Raw genomic sequence first — 15,413 nt, 5'->3', positions numbered from 1 at the left:
CGCCTCTCGCCTCTCGCCTCTCGCCTCTCGCCTCTCGCCTCTCGCCTCTCGCCTCTCGCCTCTCGCCTCTCGCCTCTCGCCTCTACTTCTTAAACTCCGCCACCCACATCGACGTGGCACCGCATACGGCAATAGGCATAACAATAAGGTTTAAGATAGGAATCGTCGTAAATACCGACACCAGTGCGCCAAAGCTATATGCCTTCCCTTGTTTTTGTTTCAAATTGTAACGCATCTCGTTAAAGGAGACTTTGTGATTGTCAAACGGGTAGTCACAATACTGAATCGCTAAAATCCAAGCTGTAAATATAAACCAGAGTATCGGACCCATTGTTTGGCCTAGAGCTGGGATGAGCAGGAGCAAAAATAAACCAATTGCCTTTGGCAGGACATAGACCAACTTGCGCCATTCACGCGCAAGGATCCTTGGTGTATCTTTCACTACCGCCAGCATTCCATCGTCATTAACTTTTTGTCCAGTGAGGTAAACTTCTACTTTTTCAGCCAGCAGCCCATTAAAGGGAGCGGCGATGAAGTTTGCTAGAGTACTAAAAAAGTATGAAAACGTAGCCAGTATAGTTAACACAAGCAAAGGCCATAAAAGGTAGCTCAACCAAGAAAGAAACTCTGGCAATTGCCCTAGCAACTGCTCAATCCACATATCTAGGTGAGAGAAAAGATAAAATAGGGCACCACCGACCAGTAGGACATTGGCCAACAGAGGTAAAACAACAAACTGGCGAATGCCAGGAGTGAGCGCCAATTCCAAGCCATGAAAGAAATAGCCAAATCCAGAACGCTGTCGAATATGTGTATTCATAGTGATTTTTAGTGGTTTAAAAACGAACGTATTCTATCTTATCAAGAAAAAAGCGTGTTCAAAATCACAACATTATCAGAACTTCTAACATTAAGTTGTTCTAAAACGGGCCAGAGTTTTGGTAGAGTAACTTAGATATAGGTTTAAACAGATTCAATCTAAGCAATGTTATCGCATTGTCTTATTGAACAAATGAGAGCTAAACATGCAGGAACTGCGATTTGTACTCATAATTGTTGGAGCATTAGCGATTGCCGCTCTTTTGTTCCATGGTTTATGGACAAGTAAAAAAGAAGGTAAGACCAAGTTTGGAAGTAAGCCACTTGGTAAGTTAGATGTCGAAAATGAAGAGTCGGACGTAGTACCTGAACGAGCCTTTGCTCCAGAAGACGATTTCGAGATTATCAAAAAAGAGCGTAAAGAGCCGGGATTTGTTGCGCAGGAAGAAGTGATAGCGGATCCGTTGATTGATAGTTATCAAGATCTTGAGCAAGCAGAGCCTGTGCAACCTGCTAAGAGAGAAGACGAGCTAGAGCTGGAGGTACCATCCATTTCAACTCAAGTGTTGGATGAGATTGAACCGATTGGCGACACGAGCATCGAAATAGCTGCCGAGTCTGAAGCTTTAGAAGTTAAAGAAGCAGACCGTGTTGAAGAAGCACCATTAGAAGTGATTGTGCTTAATGTGCACTGCTCGGGTGATGAGCCTTTTATTGGCACTAAACTGTTTGAAAGTATGCAGCAGAATGGCCTAATTTACGGTGAGATGGATATTTTCCACCGACATGCAGATCTTTCTGGGACTGGAAAAGTGTTATTTAGCGTTGCCAATATGATGCAGCCAGGGACGTTGCAGCATGATGATCCAGCAGAGTTTTCTACAAAAGGCATCTCGTTCTTTATGACACTACCATGTTACGGTGACCCAGATCCAAACTTCAAACTGATGCTAAAAACGGCACAGCAAATTGCTGACGATCTTGGTGCGAATGTACTCGACGATGCGAGAAACTTAATGACGCCAAATCGTATCGATGCTTACAAAGCTCAAATCCAAAAGTTTAAGGCCGCCGCTACAGCGTAGTGGTGTTACCACGAACCGCAATTTTAAGGCTCCTAAATGGAGCCTTTATTATTTTTGATTACAGCTTGAGGCTATTGATAACTTGTACTGGCATGGTCATACTTCATGGCAACTAAATTGCCGTACTGCATATCAATGCGGTCTGTAATTCAAACTAGATAAAAATCAGAGTTAGTTATGTCGCAACAGATTCAAGAAAAACTAAACCAGTTACGTGAAAGCCTGCATTATCACGGTGTAAAGTATTACGTAGAGGATAGTCCCGAAATTCCAGATGCCGAGTATGATCGCTTGATGCGCGAGCTGATGGACATTGAGGCCCAGCATCCTGACCTAGTAACACTTGACTCTCCAAGCCAGCGTGTTGGCGGTGCTCCATTAGATGGCTTTGATTCTGTCAGCCATGAGATCCCAATGCTATCTCTCGACAACGCATTCGATGATGGCGAACTTGACGCGTTTAACAAGCGTATGTCTGATCGACTCACTGGTACTCAGATAGACACATTTTGTTGTGAGCCTAAGCTTGATGGCTTGGCGGTGAGTCTTCTCTACGTCAATGGTCTATTTGTCCAAGCGGCAACTCGCGGTGATGGTGCCACAGGAGAAAACATCACGGAAAATGTGCGCACGATTAAAGCGATCCCTTTGAAGTTGCAAGGAGAAGGCTGGCCGGAGCGACTTGAGGTGCGTGGTGAAGTGTTTATGCCTAAAGAAGGTTTTGCCAAGCTCAATGAACAGGCACTAAAGAAAGGTGACAAAGTCTTTGTTAATCCTCGCAATGCCGCAGCGGGTAGTTTACGTCAGCTTGATTCTCGCATTACGGCTAAGCGCCCGTTGAGCTTTTATGCCTACAGCGTGGGCGTGGTAGAGGGGACGTCATTATCAGAAAGTCATTACGAGCGATTTCTCCGATTAAAAGGCTGGGGGCTGCCGATGTGTCCAGAAACTCGACGGGTAGCAAATCTCGATCAAGTTAAGGATTACTATCGCGATATTCTCAATCGCCGAGATCAACTGCCGTATGAAATTGATGGCGTTGTAATCAAAGTGGATGATATTGCTATCCAAGAGCAACTAGGCTTCGTCGCTAGAGCTCCACGCTGGGCCATTGCTTACAAGTTTCCTGCGCAAGAAGAAATTACTCTTTTAAATGATGTTGAGTTCCAAGTTGGACGCACTGGCGCCATTACGCCAGTAGCAAAACTAGAACCTGTCTTTGTCGGTGGTGTTACGGTCAGCAATGCCACTTTGCATAACGCGGATGAAATCGCTCGTCTAGGCGTAAAAATTGGTGATAGTGTTGTCATTCGCCGAGCTGGCGATGTTATTCCACAGATTGTCTCAATTGTTTTAGACCGCCGTCCGCAAAACGCTCAAGAGATCGTGTTTCCAACTCTTTGTCCAGTATGTGGCTCCGCTGTTGAGCGTGTCGAAGGTGAAGCTGTTGCTCGCTGTAGCGGCGGCTTAGTGTGTCAGGCTCAACGTAAGGAAGCACTTAAACACTTCGTATCGAGAAAGGCGCTTGATGTCGATGGTTTAGGTGAAAAGGTCATCGAGCAACTTGTGGATCGCGAGATGGTCGAAACTCCTGCTGATCTGTTTAAACTTTCTGCTGGTGTGATAACCGTGCTCGATCGAATGGGGCCCAAATCGGCGCAAAATGTAGTGGATGCGTTATCTAAAGCCAAAGCCACCACCTTGCCTCGATTCCTATATTCGTTGGGGATCCGTGAAGTAGGTGAGGCAACGGCGGCAAACCTAGCTCAACATTTCAAATCATTGGAAGCGGTGCAATCGGCGAGTCATGAAGAACTTATCGAAGTTCAAGATATTGGTGGTATTGTTGCGAGTCATATCACGGCTTTTTTTGCTCAGGATAAAAACAAACTGGTGATAGATGAACTGCGTGCTCAAGGTGTTCATTGGCCAGATATTGAAGCGAAAGACTCAAGTGCCCCTCAACCTTTGGCTGGCAAGATAGTTGTATTAACTGGTTCGTTGTCGCAGCTAACGCGAACGGATGCAAAAGCCGCCTTAGAGGGGCTTGGCGCAAAAGTGACCGGTAGTGTGTCTAAGAAAACGGATATTCTTTTTGCTGGCGACAACGCCGGCTCTAAGCTCGCGAAGGCGCAGGAACTGGGTGTGGAAATTCGCACAGAAGCAGACTTAATTGCCTTAATGTAACACTGGAAAAAATGATGAAAGCCACCGTTATGGTGGCTTTTTTTTTGTTTGTAATTAATAGGGCTTTTTTGTCTAGGTTGGGCGTATTTTTGCGTCTGTGAAGCTGGTCAATAAAATTGAAATTTATCTTCTTTTGACAAAAAAATGCGATGCACTTCAATGTGATTTTTGACTTTTTATGTGTAAGTGCCTGTTTTTTATATTTTAATTTGTCTTTTGATTAACGGTGTATGCTTATTGTCGATCTAGATCACTCGTTTGATAAAACTTTGTAGCTGGTCATATTTTTTTATATGAAAATTAAGTTCTGATTGATGTTTTTTGCCGCGAAGTTAGTCTGTAGCCATGGATACACGGTGTGTATGCAGGAAATAGAGGGCTAACAATTAATGACTAACTTGCAGCTCTCAGATAGGAAATGATTTCTCCCTTCGGCGGCCAACTTAAGGTGAGAAAAAAATAAGACAGCTATATCCATTTTTAGGAGTTTTTCCATGGACAAAATGTTTAAACGTACTCTTCTTGGTGCTGCAGTAGCATTCGCTTCAACTAGCGCTATGGCAGCAGAGACATCTCAAGTAGGTATTATTTCTGATTTCAACGTTCAAGCTTACGGTGTTGCGGCAATTTCTGTTGTTAACTATGACACAGATGAAACAAACATGAGCACTGGTGCCGTAACAGATAAAAGTACTGGCTATGACTACGAAAACGAATCACGTATCGGTTTCCGTGCTAGCAAAGATATGTTTGATAACGTAAATGTTTTCATGCAAATCGAATCAGGTTATGTTGGTGAAAACGGTACAGGTGCAACACTTGGCAACCGTGATACATTCCTAGGTTTGCAAGGTGACTGGGGTAAAGTTCGTTTCGGTCGTATGTTGACACCTATGTATGAAATCGTTGACTGGCCATACTCAAACCCAGGTCTAGGTGCTGCTTTCGACTGGGGTGGTGACGTTAAGTTTAACCGTGACCGTCAAGGTGATATGGCTCGTTACGACTCGGCGGATTACAACGGCTTCACATTTGCCCTAGCGACAGGTCGCGGTGATTCTTCTGCGAAAGATAATTATTTTTACGGTGCTAACCTTCATTACAAACTAGCTGATAGCTTCACAATTCATGCTGGTTTAGAAAGTGAGCAAGATCGTTCAGTTTCAGCAAAAGTTGATGAGGCGTGGGCGTACTGTGCATCTCCAACTGGTTGTAAAGATTACGATGATCAAGATGTGACTCAGGGTTCAGACTACCAAACTGCCGAAGCTGCGGACGCAGTTAATGCAGACACCTTCGGTTATATTGTTGGTTTCGAAGCTTCACTACCAGCTGGCTTTGGTTTAGCTGCTGCGTATAAAGCGGGTGAATCTAAAACTACTTCAGGTGTAACATCTGAACAGGCTTCTTACTCTGTTATTGGTCAGTACTGGAATGGTCCATGGGGCTTTAAACTAGGCTACGCTGCAAACATGGAGTCAGAGAAAGCAGGTGTTAAGCAGAATGACGAAGATAGCATCGTTTCAGGTCAGCTAATGTACGTCCATAATGGCTTCGTTCCTTACGTTCGTGTTGCTCAACGCGACATTAAGTCAGATGGTAAAAACTCAGAGACATTCGTTGTACGTGTGGGTCTAGAATACGGCTTCTAATTCGAGTTTGAGTAAATAATGCACGCCGGTCATTTTGGCCGGCGTTTGTTGTTTACTTTGTCGCCGTAAATACGAACAACGTTCTTGATGTAGTAAAGCAATTCCAAGGTGATTTCTATGAATAAAGCATTATTGATTTCTTTTCCTTTCGTATTAGTTGGTTGTACCACTTTGGACGCGAATAGTGATTTTTCAGATGCGGTAAAACGTATTGAAAGTAAACAAACATATCAGATAGTTACTGGAAAAACGCTTACACCTCAAACCATTGATATTCAAGGTGGTCAGTTAGTCAAATCAACCTTAGAATTTAACTATGTAGCTCCATATGAAAACCAAAGCGCTCCAGCTTCATTCATTACTATGGAGCTACAGTACTTCAAAAATTATTCTCAGTTTAGCTATGTCAACTTTAGTGAAAACAATTTAAAAGTAGACCTTGAATCTTACGCATCTTCGGCAGAGACATGCAGTGATATCTGCACCACAACCCAATATCTGAAGTTTCCGGTAGACCAGTCCCTTTTTATGGAATCACTCGGTGAGGACTTAGTATTTGATGTTGCAGCATCTAAGAACTCTATATTTACCTTTTCTGTTCCAGCGAAATACATTGAGGCATTGGTTAATAGTGGTAGCAACGGTACATTGGCCGACAAAAAGGTGGTCAGCAGTCCCGCTATAGTAACAAATCAGGCTATGGACTTTGAACCGCAATCTAAAGCATTGGAAATGTCCCAATATTGGTTTGAACAAATGAAAGCGGATGAACAGCAAAAGGCCGTAAATTGGGCTGTTGCAAATCGTTCAGAGTCAAATACAGAGCTTTTTGGTAAGAGCAAAGAGGCAGAAATGTTTGGTTATTGGTACGAAAAAGCTGATCGAGAGGAACGTAAAGCGATAATAAAAAAACTACTCGACCTATAGTTGGTAAAAAGGGAGCTATATAGCTCCTTTTTTAGGGTATTAGATCATTTTTGTTCAGTGGTTTAGCCTTAATAGTTAAAACAATACCATCTATTTTGACTATCTCGACCCAATGACCTGCACCTATACTGACCTCAGATCGAGCTGTCCAAGTCGTATCACCCACTTTTACTCGACCTTTACCCGCAGGGAAATCTTCATCAAGGACAAAAGTTTGACCTACTAACTGCTTACTTTTTTGGTTGAGTTCGCGGTTGTCGTCGGATGCGCGATCTGATCTAAATTGCCTGCGCCACCATAGCCATGTGGTTACCAAGGAAAATACGCCAAACGAGACCCACTGCAACTGCCAACTCATGGGTATCAAAGTCAGCAGAGCCCCAACCACCATTGCGGACAGGCCTAACCAAAGTAAGTAGCCAGCGGTGCCGAGCAGTTCAAAAGCGAGCAGCACAAGCCCCAAGGCCAGCCAATGCCAGTAGTTAACAGTTTCAAGTAATTCCAGCAATTGAACCTCTATTTGTCTGTAGGTTTGTTGTGATTAAACATTTCAGCGATACCAGCGATCGAACCCATCAAGCCAGCGGCTTCGAGAGGCAACATGATAATCTTACCGTTTTCTGCCTGACCAATTGATTTTAACGCCTCGGTATAACCTTGAGCAATGAAGTAATTGACGGCTTGCATGTCTCCTTTGGCGATCGCTTCAGAAACCATTGTGGTCGCACGAGCCTCCGCTTCGGCAGCACGCTCACGAGCTTCTGCTTGAAGTATAGCGGCTTGTTTGTCGCCTTCAGCTTTAAGAATCTCAGATTGTTTATGACCTTCTGCACGCAAGATTTCTGCTTGTCGAACCCCTTCAGCTTCAAGTACTTCAGCGCGTTTGTTACGCTCTGCTTTCATTTGCGCGTTCATCGCTGCGGTTAGATCGGCGGGTGGTTGTACGTCTTTGATTTCAATACGGGTTACTTTTACACCCCAAGGATTGGTTGCTTCATCAACGATTGCCAGTAACTTGGTGTTGATCATGTCGCGCTGGCTAAGCATCTCATCGAGTTCCATTGAGCCTAGCACCGTACGGATGTTTGTTAGGGTTAAATTACGAATGGCATGTTCGAGGTCGTTAACTTCATAGGCAGCCTGCGAGGCATCAATGACTTGAACGAAACAAACGGCATCAATAGTGACATTGGCGTTATCTTTGGAGATGACCTCTTGTGCGGGGATATCCAACACTCGTTCCATCATGTTGATTTTATGTCCAACTTGATCGATTAACGGAATGATTAAGTTAAGACCTGGCTTTAGGGTATGTGTATAACGTCCAAAGCGCTCAACCGTCCAGTTATTGCCTTGAGGGACAGTTTTTACTCCTGCCACCACTAGGGCAATGGCGACGATGATGAAGACGCCAATAGTAATCAATGAATCAATAGCCATATTAGAGTTCCTTATGAGAGTCGTTTTATAATTGTTGCTTAATTGAACGACTGAAACAATGGCATAAGTGAGACCTAAAGGCGAGTTTTGACAAAATAAAAGCCGGAATGACCGGCTTTAAGTTTATGATTTAGAAGGCACTAATATAGCATTGAATACAATTGTCGGCGGTATTTACTGGCGATTGCATTTCCCTGTCCCAAAGCAGCAAGAATATCCATAAATGATTTTTTAATTTCACCATCAAGGGCATTCAGGTTGCCCTTTAGTGCTGACATTAACAATTCAAGCGCCTCTTCATCTCTGTTCACCTGATGGTAGCTGAGCGCGAGTTCGTTGGTGAGCTTTAAATCGTTTGGATCTGCTTCTAATGCTTGTTCCAGCAACTGGATCTCAGGGCTATTTGCAGCTTGGGCTTGCAGGTCGAGTTTGGCAATTAAGCCTTTGTAGTAGTTGTCTTGGTATTCAAGGGGGATGTGGTCAAGCAGTGCTCTCGCTTGCTGGTAATCTTTTCCTTCAATGTAGCAATCTGCAAGAGCCAACTTAACGTCGCCTTTTTGTTGAATCGCTGCATCTAATGATTCTAATAGCGGTAGCGCTTGTGCATGGTTACCTGTTTGGATCCACTCAAATGCTTGTTGTAGGTTGCGTTCGTCTTGGCTTGGCAGGTGTTTAGTCAGCATCTCTTGGATTGTTGAAATCGGCTGAGGGCCGCCCAGTCCATCAACGGGTTGACCATTCATAAACAGTGCAATCGTAGGCAAGGCTTGAACGCCAAACTGACTTGCAATCATCTGTTCTTGCTCACAGTTAAGCAGTGCCAGAGTAAATGCGCCGTTATATTGTTGGGCAAGTGTTTGCAGTTCAGGTATCACTTGTGAACTCTCTTGGCTCATTGGCGCCCAGAAGTGAATAAGCACAGGTGTTTGCATCGATTCTTCAAGTACTTGGCGGAAGTTCTGCTCATTGAGCTCAACAATAAATGGTGATTGCATGTAAGGTTTCCTTGCAACATGGTCTGTATAGACAAGATATGGGCGTGACAGGCTGAGTTCAAGTTAACGAGTTGAAATATCTCGTGACGAAAACAAGAACACCGCCTAGTGTAGGCGGTGTTCGTATTTCCCAAATGGGCAAGCGAAGGGTGTCTATAAAACGATAAACAACGTTAGTGCAACTCCTACACTTAGCCAGTTTAACTGTATTAAAGACATTGAGTTATTCCGAATAATGTAGCATTGGCAAAATCTGTATAAGGGTTTCCCCAAGCTTCAATATAGCGTCTCAATGTTACGAAATCATGACAACCGCGTTAGTTATTTTACGCGGCATGCCACAATATTTTATCCAACAGCCGAGTGGGCAGAATCCGTTTGAGGACGGCAAAAACTTTAGTCGGGGTAGTAATCCGATAACGAATCTTTGGTTTGTTTGATTCAAGGGCATGGATGAGAGGACCAACACATGCGTCGGCTGGCAAGACAAAAGCATTGTTTGAACTTTGGCTATCAAGGCGAGACATTTGTTGCTGATATTGCTCGTTATGGACACTTGATTCAATGGTAATCCAGCGCTGGAATGCCTTTAAGGCATTGGCTCGAAATTGAGTTTCGATAGGGCCGGGTTCAATAAGACTGATATGAATGTTACTGCCTTTGAGTTCTAAACGTAATGTATCACTCCAACCTTCAAGTGCGAATTTAGAGGCGTTGTAAGCACCTCGGTACTTCATGGCTGCAAATCCGAGCACGGAGCTGTTCTGAATGATTCTTCCTGAACCTTGGCGGCGCATTGTGGGTAAGATTTCACACACTAGCTGATGCCAACCGAAAAAGTTACTCTCGAATTGTTCACGTAACCCGTCAGTAGGTAGATCTTCCAACGCTCCCGGTTGACCATACGCTCCATTATTGAATAACGCGTCGAGCTTCCCATTGGTTAGCTCGAGAGTTTGTTTGACGGCGAGCTTGATGCTGTTGCTGTCATTGAGATCAAGTTGCAGACAAGTCAGTCCTTCGGAGCGTAACCTATCAACGTCAGCTTGTTTACGACAAGAGGCGATGACTTGATAACCACGCTTGTGTAAGGCATGGGCGCACGTATACCCGATGCCTGTTGAGCAACCGGTAATGAGAATGGATTTTTGCATTTCAAGTAATTAGTTGAGCGATAGTGAATTTTAGAGTACTGGATTACTCTTGGTGTTGTAACAGATTTTTTAGCGCTGGCTCAATACGTGAATAGCTAAAATGAAAACCCAGCTCAGTCAACTTTTTAGGTTTGGCTCGAATACTGTCAAACAACAACACGGAGCTTTCACCCATCGCTAAGGACATCAACCATTTAGGTGTTCGTAATAGGTGAGGGCGCTTTAAGGTTTTGGCTAGAGTCTGACTAAACAGCTTGTTTGTCACCGGATGTGGTGCACAGAAGTTAAACTCACCGTGTGCGTGAGGGGTTTCGAGTAAATAGATGATTCCTCTCACCATGTCTAGCATATGAATCCAAGGAATATACTGGCGTCCACTCCCTAGAGGGCCACCTAAACCAAATCGATAGGGTGGTAGCATCTTAAGCAGTGCACCGCCTTGCGGGGATAGTACGACACCAGTGCGAAGAATACAGACACGCGTCATTTCGGAACGCGCGCGATTGGCTATTTGTTCCCACTTGCTACACACATGGTGAGGAAATCCACGATCGGAGACGTGCAAAGACTCATCGAAAGGGTGTTCTTGCTGATCGCCGTAATAGCCCACCGCAGAACCGCTGATCAATACGTCAGGGGGATTTGTGCTGGCATGAATCAATTCAACTAAATGCTCTGTTAATGACCAGCGACTGTCACAAATAATGTCTTTCTGCGTTTTACTCCAACGTTTATCCGCGATAGGTTCACCGGCTAAGTTAATTACCGCATCAAAATCGTTGAGATGTTGAAAGCGATCTAAGGTCGTTACGTAGGTCACGTTGCCCATATCGGTGTGGCTGAGTCTCTCTTTTGCCCTTTTGGGGTCGCGAGTAAGCAGTACAATCTCATGGGTGGTTAAGTGTTTGAGGAGTTCTCGGCCAATAAAACCTGTCCCACCTGTGAGCAGTACCTTCATTCCTTATCCTTTTATGATTCATGGCAACCTAAATTAGGTTTTACCATAGACAACTATTGTTACTAATTATAGCGACTTAGCATGAAAAGTGATCACATGTATCAATATCACAATTTTAACATTTTGTTACCTTTCTATTCCTCTACGTAGGGGCAGTCACAGCCGAAGTCGTATTTGTTTGCCATGCTAATAAGTAGGGATATAGCACCGACGGACAGGAGGTTATGTGCAGGCAATGATAGCGTTAGCTAAGGCGCTACTTGGAAGTCTCAGGGATTTAATGCCTATTGTGGTTGTAATTGCTTTCTTTCAACTGGTGGTATTACAGGAACCCTTACCGAACTTAGTTTCGATCCTATTTGGCTTAGTGTTGGTGGTGTTCGGTCTGACCTTCTTCATCTTTGGTTTGGAAATGGGGCTCTTTCCTATAGGGGAGACGATGGCTCAGGCATTTGCTCGCAAAGGCAGTGTATTTTGGTTGCTGGCTTTCGCTTTTTGTTTAGGTTTTGGTACTACCGTCGCAGAGCCTGCACTTACCGCTGTTGCTGATGAAGCCGCAGAAGTGGCCGCTGAAGGAGGTATGATTGCCCACCAAGAGCAAGCGATGGAAGATTACGCGAATGGATTGCGTTACACCGTTGCGCTTTCTGTCGGTATCGCGATTTTACTTGGTGTACTTCGAATTCTGAAAGGTTGGCCGATTCAATACATGATCATCGGTGGTTACATTGGAGTCGTGGTTCTGACTATGTTTGCGCCTCAAAGCATTATTGGCGTTGCCTATGACTCTGGCGGTGTGACCACTTCTACGATTACTGTACCTTTGGTTACGGCTTTAGGGGTTGGGCTTGCATCAGCGATTAAAGGACGCAATCCGATGATTGATGGATTCGGTTTAATTGCGTTTGCATCGCTACTTCCCATGATGTTCGTGATGGTCTACGGAATGGTGATCGCATGATCGAATGGTCCCACTTTATTGACGTTTTCATCGGTACCATCAGTGATGTAGTACCGATTGCGACGATTATATTTGGTTTTCAGTTTGCGGTATTGAGACGACCAGTTAACAACTTGCCTAAGGTCATTTTGGGCTTCTTCTATGTCATTCTTGGATTGTCGCTGTTTCTTATCGGCCTTGATTTTGCCTTATTCCCGCTGGGTGAAACCATGGCAACCCAGCTAACTGAGCCAAATTTTATTGCTGAGTTTCGTGTTTCGGTTGGCGAGAAAATTGAGTGGTTCGACTACTACTGGGTCTATTTGTTCGCATTCTTTATCGGCTTTAGCACGACCATAGCCGAACCCTCTTTAATCGCGGTGGCTATAAAAGCCAATCAGGTCTCGGGGGGCAGTATTAGCGTCAACGGTTTGAGAATTGCTGTTGCGCTAGGGGTTGCATTTGGTATTGCGTTGGGAAGCTATCGCATTGTTGTTGGAGACCCAATTCACTATTACATCATTGCTGGTTACATCATTGTCGTTATCCAAACCTTCTACGCACCCCAATTAATCATTCCCCTCGCCTACGATTCAGGCGGGGTGACGACATCCACGGTTACCGTTCCTTTAGTGGCAGCGTTAGGGTTAGGGCTTGCTTCAACCGTACCGGGACGAAGTCCAATGATAGATGGGTTTGGACTAATTGCTTTTGCTAGTTTATTTCCGATGATCTCGGTCATGGGATACGCACAAATCACTCAGTGGCTCAACAAAGGTACTGAGCAGGAGGACAAAGAAAATGCGCTTTAAATTACTCGTTGCATTTGTTGAAGATAGTAAAACAGATGTTGTGCTGGACGCCGCTCGAAAGGCTGGGGCAACAGGGGCGACAGTGATAAATAATGCTCGTGGTGAAGGGCTTAACCAGAAAAGAACCTTTTTTGGTCTGACTCTGGATGTCCAAAAGGACGTACTACTTTTTGTCGTCGAGGAACACTTATCAAGACACATCTTGGAGACGATTAATGAGGTGGGGGAGTTTGATCAGGAGTCCGGACAGGGGATTGCGATTCAGATCGATATTGAAGATGCGGTGGGTGTCGCCCATCAGGTCGAGAAACTAACAAAAGTTGTGGAGGATGAGATATGACAGAGCATGTGAAAGTCAGAGTGCGTGATGTAATGACTAGCAACTATGTCATTGTGGATGGCTTAACTACCGTTAAAGAGGGTATTCAACTAGCGCGCAGCCATGAAGTGAAAGCGCTGGTGGTCGACAAACGTAACGATGAAGATGAGTACGGCGTAGTGTTGATGAATGACATAGCCAAGAAGGTGCTCGCTCAGAATCGTTCTCCAGAACGAACCAATATTTACGAAATCATGACCAAACCCGCGTTGTCTGTTTCTCCTGACATGAATGTGAAGTATTGCGCTCGCTTGTTTGAACGTTTTGGTATCAGCCGTGCTCCCGTTATTGAACAAGGCAAAGTGGTAGGTATGGTCAGCTACAATAACATAGTGATAAACGGCATGGTTAGAGATGACTAATTGGGTCTCAGGGAGTAGAATCTGCAGCGTATTTTTGAGGAGATGATGTCGTGAAACTCTTTTTTGCCTCTGACCTGCATGGTTCTTTGCCTGCAACCGAACTTGTCTTGGATGCGTTTGAGCAATCTGGTGCGCAAACCTTATTTTTGCTGGGGGACACGTTAAATCATGGTCCCCGCAACCCTGTACCAGAAGGATATAACCCACAGCAAGTGAGTGAACGGCTTAATCAGTATGCTAAGCAAATCATTGCTGTTCGCGGAAATTGTGATAGTGAAGTGGATCAGATGCTGCTTTCGTTTCCCATGATGATGGATTACGCCTGGGTTATGTTGGAAAGCGGTCAACGCCTATTTGTAACGCATGGTCACCTATACAACGCTGCTAATCGACCGCCACTAAAGGTTGGAGATGTGATTGTTCACGGGCACAGCCATATTCCGGCTGCTGAGTTAGATGGCGATCAGTATATCTTTAATCCTGGTTCTGCAACCTTTCCTCGGCAAGGTTACGCAGCAAGCTATGGCATGCTTGACGACTCTCAGTTGAAAGTCATGACATTTGACAATCAAGTGATGATGCAAACAACGATAGCGCCACGTTAATGGCGCAGTTGATGTTAGTTGAACGTCGTTACTTAGAATCAGAATGACCAAGATCGCGCTCAGGGTCGATCAGATCCCTGACGCGTTGTTTAAGCACTTTAGCTTCCGGAAAACCGCCATCGCGCTTACGTTCCCAAATCATCTTTCCATTGCAGTGGATCTCAAATCGCCCGCCTGTATCAGGGTGAAGAGTGAGTGACTCAATCTCTTCACTAAAGGTATGCAGTAACTCCTGACTGAGCCAAGTTGAACGGAGCATCCAGTTACACTGACGACAGTAGTAGATATTAATATTGGCTTTTTGCATGGTCCTTCCCTCTAGATAATTAATTTAATGCCGACAGCAAAGGTAAGCAGCTCGAAACACTGCTTGATTGCGCGATTGTTCACACGGGTCGTCAGGTAGGCACCCAGCCCACCACCAATAAACGAGCCTAACAGCAAAGCGGGTAACCAAGGCCAGTAAACGGGAGCTCCAGCGTGAACCATAGCGACACCCCCAATCCCATTCCAGAATAAACCAACACACAACATGGTTAACGCAACGGCTTGTTTATAGCTGTATCCAAACCAACGAACAAGAAAAATGGTCACTAAGAGACCTGAACCCGCAGTCAGCGAACCGTTGATAACGCCGATGACCATCATACCAATTCCACCTAGCGCCCAGCCAAAGTGATGACGGTTGCGTTGGATCTCTTGCTGGCCGAGTTGTGGCTTAAATCGAGAGTAGATTCCTAGAGCGAGTATCATCAGACCGAGAGCGGTTTCCGCGATTTGCTCTGGGATGAGAAGGACAATATTCGCACCGATAATGACGCCTAAGCTACCGACGATAACCAGATATAACGCAACCTTGTAGCTAAAGCTTTTGTGTTTGATATGGGTATAGGCGGCCCCAATGCCGAGCGCAACGCTGGCTATCTTATGGGTTGCTAGAGCAATCGAGAAAGGTAGACCTAAGAATATCAGTAATGGGAACTGAAGTAGTCCAGCGCCTCCGCCAGAGAGTGAGGCGAGAGTGTTAGCAATCAGAGAGCCAACAAATAGGCCAACAGTGTTTGTCCAATCCATGTGATGCTTAGAAAAAAGGGGGCG

The 15,413-nt window shown here is 44.9% G+C and carries 17 protein-coding genes; 9 read left to right on the top strand and 8 right to left on the bottom strand.

All coding sequences use genetic code 11. The features are described 5' to 3' along the window. Positions 1–82: 82 nt before the first annotated feature. Positions 83–820: a sulfate transporter CysZ gene (gene cysZ, locus ACQEXR_RS14070; protein WP_427020572.1), complete on the bottom strand. Its 738-nt coding sequence runs from the start codon at positions 818–820 to the stop codon at positions 83–85. 205 nt (positions 821–1,025) lie between these two features. On the opposite strand from cysZ, the gene zipA reads away from it, so the two are divergent. The 4 genes from zipA to ACQEXR_RS14050 all read left to right on the top strand — a co-directional run bounded on the left by zipA (position 1,026) and on the right by ACQEXR_RS14050 (position 6,670). Beyond that, a complete protein-coding gene (gene zipA, locus ACQEXR_RS14065) occupies positions 1,026–1,904 on the top strand; it encodes a cell division protein ZipA (protein WP_138973390.1) in 879 nt (292 codons plus the stop codon). 177 nt (positions 1,905–2,081) lie between these two features. Continuing rightward, positions 2,082–4,091 (top strand): NAD-dependent DNA ligase LigA, encoded by a 2,010-nt coding sequence (gene ligA / locus ACQEXR_RS14060; protein WP_427020571.1) that lies wholly within the window; start codon positions 2,082–2,084, stop codon positions 4,089–4,091. A 494-nt stretch (positions 4,092–4,585) separates the two neighbouring features. Further along, positions 4,586–5,743, top strand: coding sequence for a porin (locus ACQEXR_RS14055; protein WP_427020570.1), 1,158 nt, complete (start codon positions 4,586–4,588; stop codon positions 5,741–5,743). Between the two features lie 117 nt (positions 5,744–5,860). After that, positions 5,861–6,670, top strand: coding sequence for a DUF2057 domain-containing protein (locus ACQEXR_RS14050; RefSeq protein WP_427020569.1), 810 nt, complete (start codon positions 5,861–5,863; stop codon positions 6,668–6,670). 31 nt (positions 6,671–6,701) lie between these two features. Here ACQEXR_RS14050 and ACQEXR_RS14045 read toward each other — a convergent pair whose 3' ends face one another. The 5 genes from ACQEXR_RS14045 to ACQEXR_RS14025 form a co-directional block, all read right to left on the bottom strand. Then, on the bottom strand, positions 6,702–7,178 hold the full coding sequence (locus tag ACQEXR_RS14045) for an NfeD family protein (protein ID WP_427020568.1): 477 nt from the start codon (positions 7,176–7,178) through the stop codon (positions 6,702–6,704). Between the two features lie 8 nt (positions 7,179–7,186). Next, positions 7,187–8,110 carry an SPFH domain-containing protein gene (locus ACQEXR_RS14040; protein ID WP_331416072.1) on the bottom strand — a complete coding sequence of 308 codons (924 nt, stop codon included), beginning with the start codon at positions 8,108–8,110 and terminating at the stop codon, positions 7,187–7,189. Positions 8,111–8,250: 140 nt separating this feature from the next. Beyond that, a complete protein-coding gene (locus tag ACQEXR_RS14035) occupies positions 8,251–9,105 on the bottom strand; it encodes a co-chaperone YbbN (RefSeq protein WP_427020567.1) in 855 nt (284 codons plus the stop codon). 326 nt (positions 9,106–9,431) lie between these two features. Further along, positions 9,432–10,259, bottom strand: a complete 828-nt coding sequence (locus ACQEXR_RS14030; protein WP_427020566.1) for an SDR family oxidoreductase — start codon at positions 10,257–10,259, stop codon at positions 9,432–9,434. A gap of 43 nt (positions 10,260–10,302) precedes the next feature. Beyond that, positions 10,303–11,217 carry a TIGR01777 family oxidoreductase gene (locus ACQEXR_RS14025; protein ID WP_331416070.1) on the bottom strand — a complete coding sequence of 305 codons (915 nt, stop codon included), beginning with the start codon at positions 11,215–11,217 and terminating at the stop codon, positions 10,303–10,305. Between the two features lie 226 nt (positions 11,218–11,443). On the opposite strand from ACQEXR_RS14025, the gene ACQEXR_RS14020 reads away from it, so the two are divergent. Genes ACQEXR_RS14020 through yfcE form a run of 5 tightly spaced genes read left to right on the top strand, consistent with a single transcriptional unit; the run spans position 11,444 to position 14,315 of the window. Then, entirely contained in the window at positions 11,444–12,178 is a 735-nt protein-coding gene (locus tag ACQEXR_RS14020; protein WP_138973381.1) for a DUF1538 domain-containing protein, read from the top strand. After that, positions 12,175–12,969, top strand: coding sequence for a DUF1538 domain-containing protein (locus tag ACQEXR_RS14015; protein WP_138973380.1), 795 nt, complete (start codon positions 12,175–12,177; stop codon positions 12,967–12,969). Before ACQEXR_RS14020 ends, ACQEXR_RS14015 begins: the two co-directional genes overlap by 4 nt. Beyond that, positions 12,959–13,309 carry a P-II family nitrogen regulator gene (locus ACQEXR_RS14010; protein WP_331416068.1) on the top strand — a complete coding sequence of 117 codons (351 nt, stop codon included), beginning with the start codon at positions 12,959–12,961 and terminating at the stop codon, positions 13,307–13,309. The genes ACQEXR_RS14015 and ACQEXR_RS14010 overlap by 11 nt, the downstream gene beginning before the upstream one ends. Then, positions 13,306–13,710, top strand: coding sequence for a CBS domain-containing protein (locus ACQEXR_RS14005; protein WP_331416067.1), 405 nt, complete (start codon positions 13,306–13,308; stop codon positions 13,708–13,710). The genes ACQEXR_RS14010 and ACQEXR_RS14005 overlap by 4 nt, the downstream gene beginning before the upstream one ends. Positions 13,711–13,760: 50 nt before the next feature. Further along, positions 13,761–14,315, top strand: coding sequence for a phosphodiesterase (gene yfcE, locus ACQEXR_RS14000; protein WP_331416066.1), 555 nt, complete (start codon positions 13,761–13,763; stop codon positions 14,313–14,315). Positions 14,316–14,343: 28 nt separating this feature from the next. Here the strand turns inward: yfcE and ACQEXR_RS13995 are convergent, their stop codons facing one another. Then, the gene (locus ACQEXR_RS13995) at positions 14,344–14,622 is read right to left on the bottom strand and encodes a SelT/SelW/SelH family protein (RefSeq protein WP_138973376.1); all 279 of its coding nucleotides are present in this window, start codon (positions 14,620–14,622) and stop codon (positions 14,344–14,346) included. An 11-nt stretch (positions 14,623–14,633) separates the two neighbouring features. Further along, positions 14,634–15,389, bottom strand: a complete 756-nt coding sequence (locus ACQEXR_RS13990) for a sulfite exporter TauE/SafE family protein (RefSeq protein ID WP_427020565.1) — start codon at positions 15,387–15,389, stop codon at positions 14,634–14,636. Between the last annotated feature and the right edge of the window lie 24 nt (positions 15,390–15,413).

Source organism: Vibrio sp. TRT 2004 (genome assembly GCF_050113735.1).
GTDB lineage: Bacteria > Pseudomonadota > Gammaproteobacteria > Enterobacterales > Vibrionaceae > Vibrio.
This window is presented reverse-complemented; position numbering and strand designations above follow the sequence as displayed.